At 64.6% G+C, this 17,460-nt stretch carries 19 protein-coding genes; 3 read left to right on the plus strand and 16 right to left on the minus strand.

Annotation, left to right across the window (positions count from 1 at the left end):
• Positions 1 to 14 precede the first annotated feature (14 nt).
• The 3 genes from ACFPFW_RS07705 to ACFPFW_RS07715 all read right to left on the minus strand — a co-directional run bounded on the left by ACFPFW_RS07705 (position 15) and on the right by ACFPFW_RS07715 (position 1,371).
• A complete protein-coding gene (locus ACFPFW_RS07705; RefSeq protein ID WP_114956537.1) occupies positions 15 to 887 on the minus strand; it encodes an aldose 1-epimerase family protein in 873 nt (290 codons plus the stop codon).
• 79 nt (positions 888 to 966) lie between these two features.
• Complete coding sequence (locus ACFPFW_RS07710; protein WP_162799628.1) at positions 967 to 1,122, minus strand: hypothetical protein; 156 nt, start codon at positions 1,120 to 1,122, stop codon at positions 967 to 969.
• A gap of 123 nt (positions 1,123 to 1,245) precedes the next feature.
• Entirely contained in the window at positions 1,246 to 1,371 is a 126-nt protein-coding gene (locus tag ACFPFW_RS07715; protein ID WP_379770160.1) for a hypothetical protein, read from the minus strand.
• A gap of 356 nt (positions 1,372 to 1,727) precedes the next feature.
• Between ACFPFW_RS07715 and ACFPFW_RS07720 the strand changes: the two genes are divergently transcribed.
• A complete protein-coding gene (locus tag ACFPFW_RS07720) occupies positions 1,728 to 2,771 on the plus strand; it encodes an HD domain-containing phosphohydrolase (protein ID WP_114956536.1) in 1,044 nt (347 codons plus the stop codon).
• Between the two features lie 3 nt (positions 2,772 to 2,774).
• Here the strand turns inward: ACFPFW_RS07720 and ACFPFW_RS07725 are convergent, their stop codons facing one another.
• From ACFPFW_RS07725 to ACFPFW_RS07750, 6 genes are read right to left on the minus strand one after another with little or no spacing between them, the layout of a single operon-like run.
• The gene (locus tag ACFPFW_RS07725; protein WP_114956535.1) at positions 2,775 to 3,107 is read right to left on the minus strand and encodes a cupin domain-containing protein; all 333 of its coding nucleotides are present in this window, start codon (positions 3,105 to 3,107) and stop codon (positions 2,775 to 2,777) included.
• A 17-nt stretch (positions 3,108 to 3,124) separates the two neighbouring features.
• Positions 3,125 to 3,883, minus strand: a complete 759-nt coding sequence (kduD, locus tag ACFPFW_RS07730) for a 2-dehydro-3-deoxy-D-gluconate 5-dehydrogenase KduD (protein ID WP_114956534.1) — start codon at positions 3,881 to 3,883, stop codon at positions 3,125 to 3,127.
• Positions 3,880 to 4,719: a 5-dehydro-4-deoxy-D-glucuronate isomerase gene (gene kduI, locus ACFPFW_RS07735; RefSeq protein ID WP_114956533.1), complete on the minus strand. Its 840-nt coding sequence runs from the start codon at positions 4,717 to 4,719 to the stop codon at positions 3,880 to 3,882. Before kduI ends, kduD begins: the two co-directional genes overlap by 4 nt.
• Positions 4,720 to 4,754: 35 nt before the next feature.
• The gene (locus ACFPFW_RS07740; protein ID WP_114956532.1) at positions 4,755 to 6,038 is read right to left on the minus strand and encodes a TRAP transporter large permease; all 1,284 of its coding nucleotides are present in this window, start codon (positions 6,036 to 6,038) and stop codon (positions 4,755 to 4,757) included.
• A gap of 4 nt (positions 6,039 to 6,042) precedes the next feature.
• Complete coding sequence (locus ACFPFW_RS07745; protein ID WP_379770167.1) at positions 6,043 to 6,579, minus strand: TRAP transporter small permease; 537 nt, start codon at positions 6,577 to 6,579, stop codon at positions 6,043 to 6,045.
• A gap of 59 nt (positions 6,580 to 6,638) precedes the next feature.
• Entirely contained in the window at positions 6,639 to 7,616 is a 978-nt protein-coding gene (locus ACFPFW_RS07750; protein ID WP_114956531.1) for a TRAP transporter substrate-binding protein, read from the minus strand.
• A 109-nt stretch (positions 7,617 to 7,725) separates the two neighbouring features.
• On the opposite strand from ACFPFW_RS07750, the gene ACFPFW_RS07755 reads away from it, so the two are divergent.
• Positions 7,726 to 8,430, plus strand: a complete 705-nt coding sequence (locus tag ACFPFW_RS07755) for a GntR family transcriptional regulator (protein ID WP_114956530.1) — start codon at positions 7,726 to 7,728, stop codon at positions 8,428 to 8,430.
• 11 nt (positions 8,431 to 8,441) lie between these two features.
• Here the strand turns inward: ACFPFW_RS07755 and eda are convergent, their stop codons facing one another.
• Genes eda through ACFPFW_RS07780 form a run of 5 tightly spaced genes read right to left on the minus strand, consistent with a single transcriptional unit; the run spans position 8,442 to position 13,649 of the window.
• Positions 8,442 to 9,083, minus strand: coding sequence for a bifunctional 4-hydroxy-2-oxoglutarate aldolase/2-dehydro-3-deoxy-phosphogluconate aldolase (eda, locus tag ACFPFW_RS07760; RefSeq protein ID WP_114956529.1), 642 nt, complete (start codon positions 9,081 to 9,083; stop codon positions 8,442 to 8,444).
• Positions 9,080 to 10,027 carry a sugar kinase gene (locus ACFPFW_RS07765; protein ID WP_114956528.1) on the minus strand — a complete coding sequence of 316 codons (948 nt, stop codon included), beginning with the start codon at positions 10,025 to 10,027 and terminating at the stop codon, positions 9,080 to 9,082. The genes eda and ACFPFW_RS07765 overlap by 4 nt, the downstream gene beginning before the upstream one ends.
• The gene (locus ACFPFW_RS07770; RefSeq protein ID WP_114956527.1) at positions 10,024 to 11,520 is read right to left on the minus strand and encodes a mannitol dehydrogenase family protein; all 1,497 of its coding nucleotides are present in this window, start codon (positions 11,518 to 11,520) and stop codon (positions 10,024 to 10,026) included. The genes ACFPFW_RS07765 and ACFPFW_RS07770 overlap by 4 nt, the downstream gene beginning before the upstream one ends.
• Positions 11,517 to 12,923, minus strand: a complete 1,407-nt coding sequence (gene uxaC / locus ACFPFW_RS07775) for a glucuronate isomerase (RefSeq protein WP_114956526.1) — start codon at positions 12,921 to 12,923, stop codon at positions 11,517 to 11,519. The genes ACFPFW_RS07770 and uxaC overlap by 4 nt, the downstream gene beginning before the upstream one ends.
• Positions 12,924 to 12,935: 12 nt before the next feature.
• Positions 12,936 to 13,649 (minus strand): GntR family transcriptional regulator, encoded by a 714-nt coding sequence (locus tag ACFPFW_RS07780; protein WP_379771420.1) that lies wholly within the window; start codon positions 13,647 to 13,649, stop codon positions 12,936 to 12,938.
• Positions 13,650 to 13,744: 95 nt separating this feature from the next.
• On the opposite strand from ACFPFW_RS07780, the gene ACFPFW_RS07785 reads away from it, so the two are divergent.
• The gene (locus ACFPFW_RS07785) at positions 13,745 to 15,262 is read left to right on the plus strand and encodes a UxaA family hydrolase (protein ID WP_379770173.1); all 1,518 of its coding nucleotides are present in this window, start codon (positions 13,745 to 13,747) and stop codon (positions 15,260 to 15,262) included.
• Between the two features lie 250 nt (positions 15,263 to 15,512).
• Here the strand turns inward: ACFPFW_RS07785 and uxuA are convergent, their stop codons facing one another.
• A complete protein-coding gene (gene uxuA / locus ACFPFW_RS07790; RefSeq protein WP_114956523.1) occupies positions 15,513 to 16,709 on the minus strand; it encodes a mannonate dehydratase in 1,197 nt (398 codons plus the stop codon).
• A 22-nt stretch (positions 16,710 to 16,731) separates the two neighbouring features.
• On the minus strand, positions 16,732 to 17,454 hold the full coding sequence (locus ACFPFW_RS07795; RefSeq protein ID WP_114956522.1) for a GntR family transcriptional regulator: 723 nt from the start codon (positions 17,452 to 17,454) through the stop codon (positions 16,732 to 16,734).
• Positions 17,455 to 17,460: the final 6 nt, after the last annotated feature.

Below are 17,460 nucleotides of genomic sequence, written 5' to 3' on the forward strand. Positions count from 1 at the left end.
GGCGCGTTCGAGGTTCAATCGACCAGTTCGATCTTCATTGCGAACCCGGCCGCGCCGCCGGGCGGGATATGTGCCATGCCCGGTTTGTCGTTGATATCGCCGTCGAAGCCCGCCGGGCTGGCATAGCCGTACCAAGGCTCGATGCAGACGAAACCGGCGCCCGGCTTCGACCACAGGCCAAGTTGCGGCATGTCCGGGAAAGAGACGCGAAGTTTCGCGCCGGCCGATCCGCCATAGATGACGCTGCGGCTCGCCGGCTGATCGAGGATCAGTGCGTCCGCGGCGAACAGGTCGTCGCGCAGCGGCAGGCGATCGCCGTCGATCGGCGACGGCTTCGGTTCGGGATCCATCAACCCGCCGGCAAGCCGCCGGACCGGCGCGGGTTCGGCCTGTTCAAAGGTGATCGCATGGTCCTCGCGCGCTCCGCCATCAGGCAGCGGCCAGCGGAAGGCGGGATGAAAGCCAAACGAGACCGGCAGGACGCGGTTGTCGTGGTTCATCGCGCTCGCCTCGATGGTCAGCGCGTTGCCTTCGAGGCTGTAGATGACGTCGAGTGCGAAGTTGAAGGGATAGGCCTTCTGCGTCTCCGAATTCGCACGGAGGAGGAGTTCGCAGCGCTCGCCGGACGCGGCGACGAGTTCAAACGGCGAGATGCGGGCGATGCCGTGCTGACGGATCGGATAGGTCGAATCGCCGAGCTTGAGATGGTCGTTCGCCATCTTGCCGACGATCGGGAACAGCAGCGGCGCTCGGCCGGTCCAGAAATCCGGATTGCCGTCCCAGAGGAGATCGCGCCCCTCCCCATCCTGCAGGCGGACCAGTTCCGCGCCGAAGTCCGAGACCTCGGCGCGCAGGCCCGCGCTTTCGAGCGTGTAGATCGTGGCCATCGACTGCTCCTCGCCTGCTTCCCCTATAGGGTTAGCGCGCCGGCCCGACAGCCGAAAGACAGATGACCGGTTGTGCGACCTATTTACCGGCTTTCAGCTCGGTGATCTCGGCCTGGAGGCGCTCGACTTCGGCGATCAGGTCGAGGAGCGATTTGGCGGTGGCTGCGGCGATCAGGTTGATGTCCTGCTGGCGGACGATTGCCTGAGCGGCATTCTTCGCGGTTTCGATCGACATGGTTTTCCCTCGTTCAAACGCGTCAGGCGATAAATGGAAAGGGCCCGCCGAACGGCGAGCCCTTCACGCGTAATCCGGCCAGGGCCGGATCGTCAAATGCTCAGGCGGCGTCCCTGAGCGTCTTCATGTCGATGACGAGCGGTATTTCACATCGCTCTTCACCATGCGGGCGTAGGCGGCCTCGATGTCCTGCATTACGATCATCTCGATGTCGGAGGTGATGCCGTGCTCGGCGCAGAAATCGAGCATCTCCTGCGTCTCCTTGATGCCGCCGATCAGCGAACCGGCGATCGCCTTGCGGCGGAAGATCCGGTTGAAGACGTTCGGGGTGGGATGCGGCGTCGAGGGGGGTCATCGTGCCGTCCCGCTTCAACAGGACGGTGAGGCGTCGAGGTCATGTGGCGCGGCGACCGTGTTGAGGATGAAGTCGAAGCTGTTGAGATGGGCTTCATCTGCTCGGGATCGCGCGACACTACGACCTCATGGGCGCCGAAAAGATGGCGCGTCGTGAAACTTCCGCAAGCTCTGGCCAAGGCAGCGCGGATTTGATGGCGGCGGAGGCAACGCTTCAGGCTTTGTGAAACAATTCCCGGTAGACTGGTCCCATGGATATTCTGATCGTCGAAGACAACACTTCCACCCGTCAGCTGCTCGCAAAGCTGAGCGAACAGTCCGAAGCCTCCCGGGTGGTATCGTTCGACCACCCGGTCAATGCACTCGAGTATGCCCGCACGCACGAAGTGGGCATCGCCTTGGTCGATTATGCGCTGCCGGAGATGAATGGCGTGGAGCTCATCCACGCCCTGAAGCAGGACAATCGCACACGCGACATTCCGATCGTCATGGTCACCGCCCGCAACGAGCGCGAAATTCGGATCGCCGCGATCGATGCCGGCGCGACCGATTTCCTTCTGAAGCCGTTGGAGCCGACGATCATCCACGCCCGGCTTCGCAATCTGATGGCACTTCGCCGCGCGCATCTCGACCTGCAAAATCGCTCCGAGGCATTGGCCCGCGAAGTCGAGGTCGCGACGCAGACCATCGTCGACCGCGAGCATGAGCTCGTTCTGCGGCTAGCCCGCGCCGCCGAATGCCGGGATTTTGCGACCGGCGACCATCTCGACCGCGTCGCGCATGCATCCCGCCAGATCGCGATTCGCCTCGGCCTGCCGTCGCGTTTCTGCAACGACGTGTACTGGGCATCGCCCATGCACGATATCGGCAAGCTGTCGGTTCCGGATTCGGTTCTGCTGAAGCCCGGTCCACTGACGCCGGAAGAGCGTCTCGTCATGCAGGAACATACGACAGCCGGCGCCAAGCTTCTGGCCGGCAGCGGCATTCCTCTGCTCGATGTAGCGGCCCGCATTGCGCTGTCGCACCACGAGCGCTTCGACGGGCGCGGCTATCCGCATGGCCTTGCAGGAGAGAAGATCCCTCTTGAGGCCCGCATCGTCGCCGTCGCTGACGTTTTCGATGCTTTGACCTCCAAGCGTCCCTACAAGGACGCCTGGAGCATCGAGGAGGCGCTCGACTTCGTCGCGGACAATCGCGGCACGCATTTTGATCCGAATTGCGTCGATGCGTTCCTTGCCGAGGCGCCGCCACGGCAGCAGAGCATCGGCGCCCGGCTCGCCCTTCCGACCGCCTGAGCGTCAGACGAATTCTTCGCGCATCGGCGTGAAGACATCGACGAGGACGCCTGCTTCCTTCGCCACCACACCGTGGATTTCGTTCGATGGGACGAGAAAGCAGTCGCCCGCGGTCAGGTGCTGGGTCTTGCCCGAAATTGTCACGTCGAAGGCGCCGCTCTCGATCAGCGTGCACTGGACGTGCACGTGCTGGTGCAGCGAGCCGACCGCGCCCTTCTCGAAGGCGACACGGACCATCATGATCCCGTCGTTGTAGCCGAGGACCTTGCGCTTCACGCCGGGTTCGGTCGGCGTCCAGGGCAGGGCGGATTCTTGGATGAAGGCGTCGCCTTTCATGGTCTGTCCTTTCGAGATCAGCGCGCGAGCCAGCCGCCGTCGACGGGCAAGGTAATGCCGTGGACGTAGTCGGAGGCCCGTGAGGCAAGGAAGACGGCCGCGCCGCCGATGTCGGACGGCTCACCCCAGCGGCCCGCGGGAATGCGGCCGAGGATCGCCGAATTGCGATCCGCATCCTCGCGCAGCGCCTGGGTGTTGTTGGTCGAGAAATAGCCGGGCGCGATGGCGTTGACGTTGATGCCCTTGGCCGCCCATTCGCAGGCGAGAAGCTTGGTCAGGCCGGCAAGGCCGCTCTTGCTCGCGGTGTATGACGCGACCCGGATCCCGCCCTGGAAGGAGAGCAGGGAGGCGATGTTGATGATCTTCCCGCCGCGCCCGTCGGTCAGCATGCTCTGGGCTGTCGCCTGGGAGAGGAAGAAGGCGGCCTTCAGGTTGACGTCGATCACCGCGTCCCAGTCCGCCTCAGTGAAATCGAGCGCGTCGGCGCGGCGGATGATGCCGGCATTGTTGACGAGCACGTCGATGCGGCCCGTGACCTTGAGCGCTTCCGATACGATGTGCGCCACAGGCTCCGTCGACCCAAGATCCGCCGCCACAGCCTGAAAGGTCACCTTGTGCGGTGCGATCAGCTCCGCCGTGTCGTTCATCGACGAGCGGCCGACGGCGACGATGTTCGCGCCGGCCTCCGCCAATGCGACCGCAATGCCCTGGCCGATGCCGGTATTGGCTCCGGTGATGACAGCCGTCTTGCCCCTAAGATCGAAGAGCGAGGTCACCTCAGCGCCTCCATCGGCACCGGGTCCATGTCGGTGTAGTCGATATTGTCGCCGCCCATGCCCCAGATGAAGGTGTAGGCGCTGGTGCCGACGCCGGAATGGACAGACCACGGCGGCGACAGAATCGCCTGCTCGTTGGCGACGACGAGATGGCGCGTCTCCGACGGTTCGCCCATCAGATGGATGACGCGGGCGGAGTCCGGCACGTCGAAGTAGAAATAGACCTCCGAGCGACGGTCGTGAACGTGGCTCGGCATCGTGTTCCAGATATTGCCGGGTTCGAGCTGGGTCATGCCCATCACGAGCTGGCTCGTCGTGCAGACGTCCGGATGGATCATCTGGTAGATCGTCCGCTTGTTCGCGGTCTCCTGCGCGCCGAGCTCCATCTTCCTGGCGTCGGCCGCCGAGACGAGCTTGGTATCGTAGCGGGCATGCGCCGGCGTGCTAAGCAGATAGAAGCGGGCCGGGTCGCTGGCGCTGTCCGAGCGAAAGCGGACGGTCTCGGTCTCCTTGGCGATATAGAGCGCGTCGCGCGACTTCAGCGCATAGGCGATGCCGTCCACCTCGACCTTGCCCGGACCGCCGACATTAAAGACGCCGAGTTCGCGCCGGTCGAGGAAGTTCGGCGAGCCGATGGTCGCCTTGTCGCTCTGGAGTTCCAGAGGAGCGTCGGTTGGGCAGGCGCCGCCGACGATGAAGCGTTCGATATGGCTGTAGGTCAGTAGGATCTTGCCCGGCGAGAACAGGTTCTCGATCAGGAAATGGCGCCGGAGTGCATCCGTGTCGAAGCCTTTGACGGCATCGGGATGGCAGACATGGCGGACATCAATGGTCATTGCGATCTCGATCTATGTGGGGACGGAAAGTGCGCTCAGTGGTGGAACAGGCTCGGAAGCCAGAGCGAGAGCGCCGGGATGTAGGTGATGAGAAGCAGCACGAAGACGCTGGCGCCGAGGAACGGCCAGATCGTCTTCATCACCTCGCCGATACTGATCTTGCCGACCGCGCAGCCGACAAACAGCACCGAGCCAACGGGCGGGGTGTTGAGGCCGATGCCGGCGTTGAGGATCAGGATCACACCGAAATGGATCGGGTCGATGCCGAATGCGGAGACGACCGGAAGGAAGATCGGCGTGCAGATGATCACCATCGGCGCCATGTCCATGAAGGTGCCGAGAACGAGCAAGATGATGTTGATCATCATCAGGATGACGATGGGATGGTCGGACACCGATTGCATCGCCGCGATCGTCGCCTGCGGAACCTGAAGGAACGCCATCAGCCAGCCGAATGCGGAGGCACAGCCGATGACGAGCAGCACCATGGATGTGGTGCGGACCGCGCCGAGGGTGGCCTCGATGAAATCCTTCCAGGTCAGTTCGCGATAGACAAGAGTCGTCACGAGCAGGGCGTAGAAAACCGCGATGCACGAGCTCTCCGTCGCGGTGAAGACACCGGAACGGACGCCGCCAAAGATGATGAAGATCAGGCACAGGCCGGGGAATGCGGCGAGGAGATAGGTGCCGACGGCCGCGATGCCCGGGAACGAGCCGGAGGGATAGCCTCGGCGGACTGCGACCCAATAGGCGGTGAGCATCAGCGCCGCAGCAAGCAACAGGCCGGGGATGATGCCCGCGGTGAAAAGGTCGGCGACCGAAACGGTGCCGCCGGCCGCGATCGAATAAAGGATCATGTTGTGCGATGGCGGGATCAGCAGCGCGATGATCGCCGCGTTGACGGTCACGTTAACTGCATAATCCTTGCCGTAGCCCCGCTTTTCCATCTGCGGGATCATGATCCCGCCGACAGCCGATGCGTCGGCGATGGCCGAGCCCGAGACACCGCCGAGGAAGGTGGAGGCGAGGACGTTCACCTGGCCGAGGCCGCCGCGCAGGTGACCGACGAGGCTCGCCGCGAAGCGGATCAGACGCTCGGCGATACCACCGCGCACCATGAGGTCGCCGGCATAGATGAAGAAGGGGATCGCGATCATCGAGAATGCGTTCATTCCCGAATTGATCTGCTGGAAAACCACCATGGGCGGCAGGCCCATGTACAAAACGGTCGCAAGGGAGGCGATGCCGAGACAGAAGGCCACCGGTACTCCGATGACGATCAGGACCGAGAAGACGCCGAAGAGAATCCAGAGTTCCATCGGCCTACTCCTGGACAACGACAAGGTGAGGTTGATCGGGTTCGACCATCGGCACCTGCTCATCAGCGATGAGAAGGCGGGCGAGCTTTTCCAGCGAGAAGAGCGCGATGAGGCCACCGCCGATGGCGAGGGGAAGGTAGTCCATGCCCTGGGGGATCGGCAGGCCGGCCATGTTCGACGACCATGTATCGACAGTCATGATCCAGCCGAACCACGACATCGCTAGGCCGAAGCCGGCGACCAGAATCTCGCCGACGGCGAGCATGACGCGGCGGAGCGGAGCAGGCGAATAGTGCAGGATCGTCTCGAAGCCGAGATGCGAGCCTTCGCGGACGCCGACGGCCGATCCGAGCAGGATGAACCAGCTCATCAGGAGCAGCGACGCCGGCTCCGTCCAACTGGGAGAGTCGTTCATCACATAGCGGCCGAAGACCTGCCAGCCGACGAACAGGGTCATGAGGACAAGTCCGATGCCCGACAGCCAGAGCGCGGCCCTGCTCAGCATCGACAACAAATCCGGGATCATCTTGAGTTTGGTCACGTCGGCACTCCGAATCCAAAAATGCCGGACCGGCAAAGCCGGCCCGGCAGGCTGGGAGGTCAGTTGGTCGCCTGAATGCGGGCGACCATGTCCTTGAGTTTCGGATTGGTGACGTATTTGTCGTAGACGGGCTTCATCGCGTCGATGAACGCCTGCTTGTCGACCTCGTTGACCTGCGAGCCGGCCGCACGGACCTTCGCCTCCGAGGTCTTCTCGCGCGCTTCCCAGAGCTCGCGCATCTTGCCGACGGAGTCCTTGGCCGCCTGGCGGATCAGTTTCTGATCGTCCGGCGAGAGCTTGTCGTAGCTGATCTTCGACATCACGAAGACCTCGGGCGACATCGAATGCTCGGTCTTGGAATAGAACTTCGCCACTTCGGCGTGACGGAAGCTGTCGTAGCTCGGCCAATTGTTCTCGGCACCGTCAACAACGCCCGTCTGAATGGCCGAATAGACCTCACCCGCCGGCATCGGTGTGGCGTTGGCGCCAAGCGCTTTCACGAGATCGATGAACAGGTCCGATTGCTGGACGCGGATCTTCAGCCCCTTCATGTCGGCCGGCGTGTTGATCGGGCGCTTGGAATTATAGAATGAGCGCGCGCCTGAATCGTAGAAGGCTAGGGCCACGAGACCATGCGGCTCGAACGCCTTGAGAATTTCGTCGCCGATCGGACCGTCCATGACTGCACGCATATGGACGACAGATTTGAAGATGAACGGAAGCGCCGGAACGAAGGTTTCCGGGATTAGGTTGTTGAACGGCGCCATGTTGATACGGTTGAGATCGATAACGCCGAAGCGGGTCTGGTCGATCGTGTCCTTCTCCTGGCCGAGTTGCTGCGAGGGGAAGACCTGAACCTTGATCCGGCCATTGGTGCGCTGCTCAAGAAGCTGGCCGAAATATTTGACCGCCCCGACGGTCGGATAGCCGTCCGGATGGATGTCGGCGGAGCGTAACGTGATGGTCTGTGCATGAGCGGCGGTCGTTGCGACGGATAGGGCAACGAACGCGCCGAAGAGGCTGCGTCTTGAGATCATGGACTGTGTTCCTCCGCTGCGAGGTGCTCTCTGGCACCGCCTGTTGAAGGTTGGCCGCGGGCGGCAACCCGACGTCCTCCTTGCTATTGGTATGGTAGTAGGAAATAGTATGCAGAGCAATGGTGAGGTGTCTGTTTTGGACGAACGACGTACGGGCCTCCATCAATCGGCCGCGCAACGCATCGAGGCGGAGCTGCGGCAGGGAATCATGACGCTCGAGCTGCGGCCGGGAGCGCGCCTCTCGGAACAGGACATCGCGCAGCGATACGGGGTGTCGCGCCAGCCGGTGCGCGAGGCGTTCATCGCTCTCTCCAATCGCCAGCTTGTGGAAATCCTGCCGCAGCGCGGCACGGTCATCGCCAAGATCACGGTGCGGAAGATGATGGAAGCGCGGTTCGTGCGCGAAGCCATCGAGACGGCGGTCGTCCGCCGCGCCTGCGCTTCGTTCGATCCGCAGAGCAGGCTTCGGATCGACGATCTGCTCGACATGCAGGAAAAGGTTGCCCGACGCGAGGATCACTCGACCTTCAAGCGCTACGATGAGCTGTTCCATCAGGAACTCGCCGAGGGCGTCGGCTGCCCGCTCGCCTGGCACACCGCGCAGGACATGAAGGCGCATATGGACCGCATCTGCCAGCTGACGTTGCCGGGCGCGGACGCGATGCTGCCCCTGGTCGAGCAGCACCGTGCGATCATCGCCGCGATCGACGCCCGCAACGAGGACGCGGCGGCGGGAGCGATGAGTACGCATCTGAAGGAAATCCTGCGCGCGCTGCCCCGACTCGAAGCCGAGCACCCCGACCTGTTCGAATAGGCCGGGCCGGGTCATTTGGCACTCAACGCGGCCGCGGCCCGCGCCAGTTCGGTGATGCCGGCAAAATCCCGTTTGGCCACGGAATCGGCCGGGACGACCCAGGAGCCGCCGACGGCGCCGACATTCGGCAAAGCGAGATAAGCGGGAGCCTTGGCGGCATCGATGCCGCCGGTTGGACAGAAGGTGACGTCCTGCAGCACGGGCGCCCATGCCTTCAATACGCCCACGCCGCCGGACTGTTCGGCCGGAAAGAACTTCAGCACCCGGCGTCCGTGCTCGCGCAGACGCATGACTTCCGACGCCGTGACTGCCGCGTGCAACCAGGGCAGGACGAAATTCGCGCCGTCGCGAAGCAGCGCATCCGTACTGCCCGGCGACACCAGGAACCGGGCACCCGCGCGATGAGCTGCCTCGGCCTGCGCGATCCGGAGCACAGTCCCGGCTCCGACCCAGGCGTCCGGAAATGCCTTCGCCAGAGCCTCGATAATCTCCAGCGCACGGGGCGTGCGCAGGGTGACCTCCAGTACGTCGAGCCCGCCCGCGACCAGCGCGCCGCTGACATCGATCGCTTCTTCCGGCGTCTCGAAGGTCAAAACCGGGATGACCGGTGCTCGGCCCAGCAATGCGAGAAGAGCTTTGTTGTGATCGGTCATGATGCGTTCCGGGAAGCGGTTCGTTCGGTGAGGGCGGTCTCGACCTCCTGTCGGGTCGGCATGGGCGCGACGGCGCCGTGGCCTCGGGTCTGGAGCGCCGCCGCCGCATTGGCGTGACGGGCGGCGGTGAAGGGATCGCCGCTCCTGAGATATTCGGCGAGGAATGCGCCACCGAACGTGTCGCCGGCTCCGGAGGCATCCACCGCCTCGACCTTGATGCCGGGAACGACGCGCCGCTCGTCCGGCGTCGCGACCAGGCAGCCTTCGCTGCCGAGCGTCAGCGCGACGATCTTTGGGCCGAGACGAAGATAGAAATCGGCGATCTCGTCTGGCGTGTTCAGGCCGGTGAGCTGACGAGCATCGTCGAGGCCCGGGCGGGCGATGTCGGCATGGGCGATGGCCTCGTGGATGATCGCGCGAGCCCGCTCCAGCGACCAGAGACGAAGTCTCAGGTTCGTGTCGTAAGAGATTAACGCACCTGCCGATTTTGCCTTCGCGATCGCGACGGAGACAGCGTCGCTCGCGCTCTCGCTGATCGCCTGGCTGATGCCGGAGACATGCAGGATTCGGGTGTCGGCAAGCAGGTTGGACGGCAACTCGTCCGCCGTCATCAGGCTCGCCGCCGAGCCCGCGCGAGCATAGGTGAACTCGTGTCCGTCCGGTCTATAAGTGATGAAATAGACTCCCGTCCGCCCGTTCTGCCGGCTGATCACCGTCGAGCGGTCGATGCCTTCACGATCCCAGAGCGACAGGAAATCACGGCCGAACGTGTCGTCGCCGAGCGCGGTGAAGACTGCGACGTTCGCACCCTGCCGGGCGGCCGCGACCGCAACATTCATCGTGTCGCCGCCGAAGCCGGGAAGCATCATCCGCTCGTCGTTCCGCGTGACCTCGGCAAACTCCATCAGGGGTTCGCCGATGCAGAGGATGTCGAAGTTCTTCAAGACGCCGTCTCCGGCATTCGGGCGACGTGTTCGACGGCATAGGCCGCGCCCTTGGAGAGCAGGGTCGCCAGCGCGTTCTGGACCGGTGTCGTGAAGCGCGGATCGTTCGGCAGATCGTCGCCGAAGATTTCGCGGACGTCGAGCAGAGCAGGGGCAAGGCGCGATGCCTCCGGACCCGCGGCATTCGCGAGCGAGCGCAGACGTTCCGCCAGAGGGTCGCGGACATCGATCTCCGCGCCTTTCTCGTCCTTGCCGGTGACGTAGCGCATCCACGCGGCGACACCGAGCGCGATACGGTCGATTGGTGCTCCGGCCTTCAACCGGTCGCGCGCGGTGCCGAGCAGGCGCTGCGGCAATTTCTGCGAACCGTCCATAGCGATCTGCCAGGTGCGGTGGCGGAGCGCGGTGTTCTCAAAGCGGGCGAGCAGCGAATTCTTGTAACTCGCGAGATCGGCGCCGGGCGGGACGCGGAGCGTCGGCGTGACTTCCTCGTCCATCAGCCCGCGCACGAGCCGGACGAAGGCAGGCGCGGCCATGGTGTCAGAGATCGTCTCGTGGCCGGCGAGATAGCCGAGATAGGCCAATGTCGAATGGGAACCGTTCAACAGGCGAAGCTTCATCGCCTCATATGGCTCGACATCGGCGACGAGCTCGGCGCCCGCGAGTTCGAAACGCGGCCTTCCGGTCGGGAAATGGTCTTCGATCACCCATTGGCTAAACGGCTCGGTCGAGACCGGCCAGCTATCGGTGACGCCAAGCCGCTCGGCGACGAGTTCGCGGTCGGCATCTGTCGTGGCCGGGACGATGCGATCGACCATGGTCGAGGGGAACGCGACCTCTTCGGCGACGAAACGGCCGAGGTCGGGATCGCGCAGTTCGGCGAAACGGGAGACGACGCGGCGGACCGTCTTGCCGTTGCTCGGGAGGTTGTCGCAGCAGAGCACGGTGAAAGGCGCGATGCCGTCTTCGCGACGACGGCGCAGTGCTTCCACCAGGACCCCGGGTGCGCTTTTGGGCGTTAGCGGGAAGCTGAGGTCGTGGAGGATGTCCGGATGATCCTCCCTGAGCTGCCCTGTCGCTGGATCGTGGCAATAGCCCTTCTCGGTGACGGTGAGCGAGACGATGCGGACATTCGGGTCGCCCATCGCCTTAAGGAGCGCTTCAGGATTGTCTGGTGCGACGAGAAGTTCTCGAATGGAGCCGATGACGCGCGGGCGGATGGCGTCGCTCGATCGCACGAGCACGGTGTAGAGGCCGTCCTGCGGCCGGAGCGCATCACGGGTGTCGGGTGAACGCAAGCTCGCGCCAAGGATGGCCCAGTCGCGTTCGCCGGCGGCTAGTCGGTCGTCGACATAGACGGCCTGGTGGGCGCGGTGAAATGCGCCGATGCCGAGATGGACAATGCCGATCTTCTGGCCCGCGACGTCGTATCCCGGGCGGGCGATGTCCGCGGGCAGGTCGTCGAGCGTGGACAGGGAGAGGCGGGCGGTCATAGGCGATACGCTTCTTTCGCGAGGCGGTAGGCGAGGTCGTGCGCGGTCTCGTGCGCCTCGTCTTCGCTGAGCCGGTGGGTGACGACGAGTTCGGCCAGGAAGGAGCAGTCAGACCTGCGGGCGACGTCGTGGCGGGCGGGGATCGAGGGGAAGGCGCGGGTGTCGTCGTTGAAGCCGACGGTGTTGTAGAACCCGGCCGTCTCGGTGGTCAGATCGCGGAAGCGGCGCATTCCGCCCGGCGCGTCGAAGAACCACCAGGCCGGACCGAGCCGGAGCGCCGGATAATGGCCGGCGAGCGGCGCCAGCTCGCGCGAATAGGCCGTCTCGTCGAGCGTGAAGACAATGATGGTCAGGTCGCGCTCATTGCCGAACCGGTCGAGCAGCGGCTTGAGCGCGTGGACATAATCCGTCCGCGCGGGGATGTCGGCGCCCTTGTCGAGGCCGAAGCGGTCGAACAGGGTCGGATTGTGGTTGCGGACCGAGCCGGGATGGATCTGCATCACCAGCCCGTCGTCCATGCTCATCCGCGCCATCTCGGTCAGCATCTGTCCGCGAAACAGTTCGGCGTCCTCGGGCGCCGTGTTGCCGTTGGTCACGCGCCGGAACAGCGCCTCGGCTTCGGCCGTGCCGAGATCGGCCGTCGCCGCGCTCGGATGGCCGTGGTCGGTCGAGGTGGCACCGAAGCTTTTGAAGTAGTCGCGGCGCTTGCGGTGGGCGGCAAGGTAGCCGGACCAGGTGAGCGTGTCCTCGTCGGTCAGTTCGCCGAACCGGGAGAGATTGTCCCGGAAACCGGCATAGTCCGGATCGACGACGGGGTCCGGGCGATAAGCGGTGATGACGCGGCCGTTCCAGCCGGACTCGCGGATCATCCGGTGCCAGCGCAGATCGTCGAGCGGGCTCTCGGTGGTCGCGATGACCTCGATGCCGAACCGTTCGAACAGTGCGCGCGGTCGGAATTCGGGCTTTTTGAGCGCCTCGGCGATGGTGTCGTAATAGAAGTCGGCGGTCTTGGCCGAGAGCGGCGCGTCGAGGCCGAACAGAGTCTCGAAGGCATGTTCGAGCCACATCCTCGTGGGCGTGCCGCGGAACAGATGCCAGTTCTCGGCGAAGCGACGCCAGATCTTGCGGCGATCGGCCTCGATCCGGATGCCGCTTCCGGCGCGGGGAGGGACGCCTAGGTCCTCTAGCGCGACGCCCTGGCTGTAGAGCATGCGGAAAATGTAGTGGTCCGGCACGACGAACAGGGTCGCCGGATCGGCGAAGGATTCGTTCTCGGCGTACCAGCGCGGATCGGTGTGCCCGTGCGGCGAGACGATCGGCAGATCGGCGACGCGCTCATAGAGGCGGCGCGCGACGGCGCGGGTCGTGGGCTCGGCGGGGAACAGGCGGTCCGGATGCAGCACGCTTTCGGGCTCCTAGACGCGATACGAAACGGTGTGGGATTCGAAATAGTCGGGGTGCTTGGCTAGAAGCTCGTCGACCCCCGGAAAGACACCGGCGAGATGGGCGTACATCGCCCGTTCAGCAGCGTCGGGATCGTTGCGCTCCAGCGCATCGACGATCGCCACGTGCTCGCCGATCACATCGTCGCGGCGACCTGAGATCGGCAGATGCAGGACGCGACAGCGGTCGATCTGCACCTTCTCCTGCCGCACGACGCGCCAGAGATTCGGATGGCCGGCGATGGACGCGATCTTCTGGTGAAAGCCCTCGTCCTCGGAATGGAAGGTCGTGAAGTCCGCCACGCGGTTGCTGGTGCGCTGGCGCTCAAGCCGGAGGCGGAGGTCCGCGATGTCATCCGCAGTGGCCCGAAGCGCGGCTTCCCGCACCGAGGCGCGCTCCAGCGCCTGCCGGATCACCATGCCGTCGCGGACGCTGTCTAGCCTGATGCGCGAAACGAAGGTGCCGCGCTGCGGGAAGATGTCGACAAGCCGTTCGTCGGCGAGACGTAGAAGGGCCTCGCGGACCGGCGTCCGGCTGACGCCGTAGCTCTCGGAAATTTCTTTCTCGGAGAGCGCCGCGCCGGGGAGGAGTTCGACGTTCGCGATGCGCTCGCGAAGCAGTTCGTGGATGCGCACGGAGACCGGGACCGCGCGAAGACGGACGGGTTCGTGACCTACGAATTGCACGGTCAAACCGACTCTCCCAGATTGGTCTCTACAAACTAATATATTAGTGTATGAAGGTGGGCAATCGGCCCAGCAAGAACAAATCGGCGAGAGCAGTGGCACATCCGAGAACCGTTCGGCTCGACCCCGTCGACAATGTCGCCGTCGCGATTGACGTGCTTCAGCCGGGCGACAAGGCGCAGGGCGTCGCCGTCCGCGAGAAGGTGCTGAAGGGCCACAAGGTCGCTGTGCAGCCGATCGCGGCGGGGGAACCGATCCGCAAGTTCGGTCAGATCATCGGCGCGGCGAAAACCGACATCGCTCCGGGCGGCTGGGTACACGAGCACAATGTCGTGCTGCACGGGCTCGCGGGGGACTACGTCTTCGGCAGCGATGCGAGTCCCGACAATGTCTTGGCACCGGAACTGCAAGCGACATTTGAAGGATATCGCCGCCCGAACGGACGGACCGGGACGCGAAATTACATCGGCATCCTGACCTCGGTGAATTGCTCCGCCTCGGTCGCGCGCTTCGCCGCCGAGGCCATCGAGCGCTCCGACATTCTGGCCGCCTATCCGGGCATCGACGGCGTCGTGCCGATCGTCCACGGCACCGGATGTGGCCATGCCGCTTATGGCGAGGGCTTCGACGTCCTCCGCCGCACCCAATGGGGCTATGCGAGCCATCCGAATTTCGTCGGCGTGGTCATGGTCGGCCTCGGCTGCGAGGTCTTCCAGATCGGCCGGCTGAAGGAAGATTATGGGCTGGAGGAAAGCGACAGCTTCCGCACTCTGACGATCCAGGAGACCGGCGGTACGCGCCGCACGGTCGAGGCAATCGTGGGTGCGATCGGCGAGATGCTGCCGAAGGCAGGCGGGGCAAAGCGGGAGACGCGTCCGGCTTCGGAACTCATCGTGGGCCTGCAATGCGGTGGCTCTGACGGCTATTCGGGTTTGACTGCGAACCCCGCGCTCGGGGTCGCCTCCGATATTCTCGTCCGCAATGGAGGCACCTCGATCCTGTCGGAGACGCCGGAAGTCTACGGCGCCGAACATCTTCTGACCCGCCGTGCCGCAAGCCGCGAGGTCGGCGAGAAGCTGATCGAGCGCATCCGCTGGTGGGAGGACTACACGTCGAAGAACGGCGGCGAGATGAACAACAACCCGTCGCCAGGTAATAAGGCCGGCGGGCTGACGACGATCCTCGAGAAGTCGCTCGGCGCGGTGGCGAAAGGCGGCCGCTCGACCCTGCGAGCGGTCTACGAATATGCCGAGCCGGTGCGCGAACACGGCTTCGTCTTCATGGATACGCCGGGCTACGACCCCGTCTCGGCTACCGGGCAGGTGGCGGGCGGTGCGAACCTGATCTGCTTCACGACGGGGCGTGGCTCCGCCTTCGGCTGCAAACCCACGCCGTCACTTAAGCTCGCGACCAACAGCGACATCTATCGCCGGATGATCGACGACATGGACGTCAATTGCGGCGACGTCCTCGACGGCGTGTCGCCGGCGGACAAGGGGCGGGAGATATTCGACACCATGCTCCGGGTCGCATCCGGCGAGCGGACGAAGTCGGAGGAGCTCGGCTATGGTGATGCGGAGTTCGTCCCGTGGCAGATCGGCGCGGTGATGTGAGGGCGCAGCAGGGCTTCCCCCTCTCCCGTTTACGGCAGAGGTCGAGTCGCCGAAGGCGAACCGGGTGAGGGCAATGCGGCGCTTCCGCCGTCCTCCTCCGGCTTGACCGGACGACCATGCGGCGCCTCGATGTGAATCCTCCGGTCAGGCCGGAGGATGACGGTGTCCGTGATGTGGCCTTCCCCTCACCTCGCTCGAAAGCCTCCCGGCTTTCGAGTCGTCCTCTCCCGTAAACGGGAGAGAGGGGCGCCTAGACCGGCAGCCCTTCGAGTTCCGACACCGCCATCATCACGCCGCGGATCTCCGCCAGCCCGCGCATGCGTCCGATCGCCGGATAGCCCGGATGGGTTGGTTTGCCGACATCGTCGAGCAGTTCGTGGCCGTGGTCCGGGCGGAAGGGGATGCGCCAGTCGTCCATTCCGGCATCGCAGCGGCGCTTTTGTTCGCGGAGCAGCGCGCGGACGACAGCCACCATGTTGGTGTCGCCGCCGAGGTGATCGGCTTCCATGAACGAGCCGTCAGGGAATTTCGTGACGTTGCGCAGATGGATGAAGTGAATGCGGTCGGCAAACCGCTCCACCATCTTCGGCAGGTCGTTTCCCGGGCGTGCGCCGAGCGAGCCGGTGCAGAAGGTCAGGCCGTTCGCCCGCGACGGATGAAGGTCGAGGATCGCAGCGAGGTGATCTTCCGAGCTGACGATACGCGGCAGGCCGAGCAGCGGGCGTGGCGGGTCGTCCGGGTGAATGCCCATGCGGATGCCGACTTCCTCCGCGGTCGGAATGATCTCGGCGAGGAAGCGACCAAGATTCTCCCGTAACCTCTCCTCGGACACGTGCGCGAACCGCGCGAGGATCGCGCGAAGACTGGGAATGTCGTAGCGGTCGAAAGCGCCCGGCAGGCCGGCCATGATGTTCGCAAGCAACTGGTCGCGGTCAGCCTGCGACGACTTTTCGAACCACGCCGTGGCGCGGGCAAGCACCTCTGGATCGTGATCGGCCTCCGCGCCTTCCCGCTTCAGCATGAATACGTCGAAAGCGGCGTACTGGTCGGCGTTGAAGCGAAGCGCATTGGCTCCGCCGGGCAGCGGGTGGTGGAGGTCTGTCCGCGTCCAGTCGAGCACGGGCATGAAATTGTAGCAGACCGTACTGATCCCGCAGTCCGCAAGATTGCGAAGCGAGGTCCGGTAATTGTCGAACAGTTCGGCCAGGTCGCCGTCGCCGATCTTGATCGCCTCGTGGACCGGCAGGCTTTCGACCACCGTCCAGCGCAGGCCGAGCGTCTTGTCCTTTTCGATGAAGTCCTTGCGCGCCTGGATCGCCTCACGCGTCCAGACCAGGCCGGCGGGCACTTCATGTAGCGCGTTCACGATTCCGGTCGCGCCGGTCTGCGCCACATGATCGAGGCGGATCATGTCGTCCGGTCCCCACCAGCGCCAGGTCTGTTCCATGAGCGAGACGCTCCTTCCGCCGTCAGGCGTCCTTGATGAAAAGTTCGGGATGGGTTGCCGCGAGCGCCTCGGCGACCTTCAGCACCTCGGAGAGATGCTCGCGCGTCGCCTGTTCGGCGGCTGCGATGTCACCTGCCCGGACCGCGGTCACCATGGCCTGATGCTGGGCGATGAGGGTCGCGACGGGCGTCACGTTCGGCAGGCTGAGGAAGCGGATGCGATCGAACTGTGCCTTCTCCCGCTCCAGCACCGACCAGACATTGCCTACATCGATCCCGTCCGCGAAGGCGCGATGGAAGGCATCGTCGGCGTTGGTGAAGCGCTCGGGATCGTCGCGCGATTTCTCCTGCTCGGCGAGGGCGGCGTCGATCGCGTCGAGGCTGGCTTTGGGCAAGCCCTGTTCCGCCGCGCGGCGCAGGATCGCGACTTCCATGGCTTCCCGGACGAAGCGGGTGCGGCGCACGGCTTGCAGTGAAATGTGGGTGATGAAGGTCCCGCGCTGGGGCCAGACATCGACCAGCCCCTCGTCGACGAGCTTGAACAGCGCCTCGCGAACCGGCGTGCGGCTCGTGCCAAAGCGGCGGGCGAGCTCGTTCTCGGATACGCGCGTGCCGGGCCTGAGGCGGAGCACGATGATGTCGTTGCGGATTGCGGCATGGATCGCCGAGACGCTGAGCGGCGCCGCACCGGGATGCAGGATCTCACGGCGGGCGAAGGGGGAAGTCGTGTCGGTCAGCGGCGCCATGGATAG

Source organism: Flaviflagellibacter deserti (genome assembly GCF_042652085.1).
GTDB lineage: Bacteria > Pseudomonadota > Alphaproteobacteria > Rhizobiales > Methylopilaceae > Flaviflagellibacter > Flaviflagellibacter deserti.

What these genes read in the sequence shown, in the direction of transcription:
- ACFPFW_RS07755 (WP_114956530.1), top strand. Translation starts at nt 7,726, where the DNA reads ATGCAGAGCAATGGTGAGGTGTCTGTTTTGGACGAACGACGTACGGGC.
- ACFPFW_RS07740 (WP_114956532.1), bottom strand. Translation starts at nt 6,038, where the DNA reads ATGGAACTCTGGATTCTCTTCGGCGTCTTCTCGGTCCTGATCGTCATC.
- uxuA (WP_114956523.1), bottom strand. Translation starts at nt 16,709, where the DNA reads ATGGAACAGACCTGGCGCTGGTGGGGACCGGACGACATGATCCGCCTC.
- kduI (WP_114956533.1), bottom strand. Translation starts at nt 4,719, where the DNA reads ATGACCATTGATGTCCGCCATGTCTGCCATCCCGATGCCGTCAAAGGC.
- ACFPFW_RS07750 (WP_114956531.1), bottom strand. Translation starts at nt 7,616, where the DNA reads ATGATCTCAAGACGCAGCCTCTTCGGCGCGTTCGTTGCCCTATCCGTC.
- ACFPFW_RS07770 (WP_114956527.1), bottom strand. Translation starts at nt 11,520, where the DNA reads ATGACCGCCCGCCTCTCCCTGTCCACGCTCGACGACCTGCCCGCGGAC.
- ACFPFW_RS07720 (WP_114956536.1), top strand. Translation starts at nt 1,728, where the DNA reads ATGGATATTCTGATCGTCGAAGACAACACTTCCACCCGTCAGCTGCTC.
- eda (WP_114956529.1), bottom strand. Translation starts at nt 9,083, where the DNA reads ATGACCGATCACAACAAAGCTCTTCTCGCATTGCTGGGCCGAGCACCG.
- ACFPFW_RS07795 (WP_114956522.1), bottom strand. Translation starts at nt 17,454, where the DNA reads ATGGCGCCGCTGACCGACACGACTTCCCCCTTCGCCCGCCGTGAGATC.
- ACFPFW_RS07710 (WP_162799628.1), bottom strand. Translation starts at nt 1,122, where the DNA reads ATGTCGATCGAAACCGCGAAGAATGCCGCTCAGGCAATCGTCCGCCAG.
- ACFPFW_RS07705 (WP_114956537.1), bottom strand. Translation starts at nt 887, where the DNA reads ATGGCCACGATCTACACGCTCGAAAGCGCGGGCCTGCGCGCCGAGGTC.
- ACFPFW_RS07725 (WP_114956535.1), bottom strand. Translation starts at nt 3,107, where the DNA reads ATGAAAGGCGACGCCTTCATCCAAGAATCCGCCCTGCCCTGGACGCCG.
- ACFPFW_RS07715 (WP_379770160.1), bottom strand. Translation starts at nt 1,371, where the DNA reads ATGCTCGATTTCTGCGCCGAGCACGGCATCACCTCCGACATCGAGATG.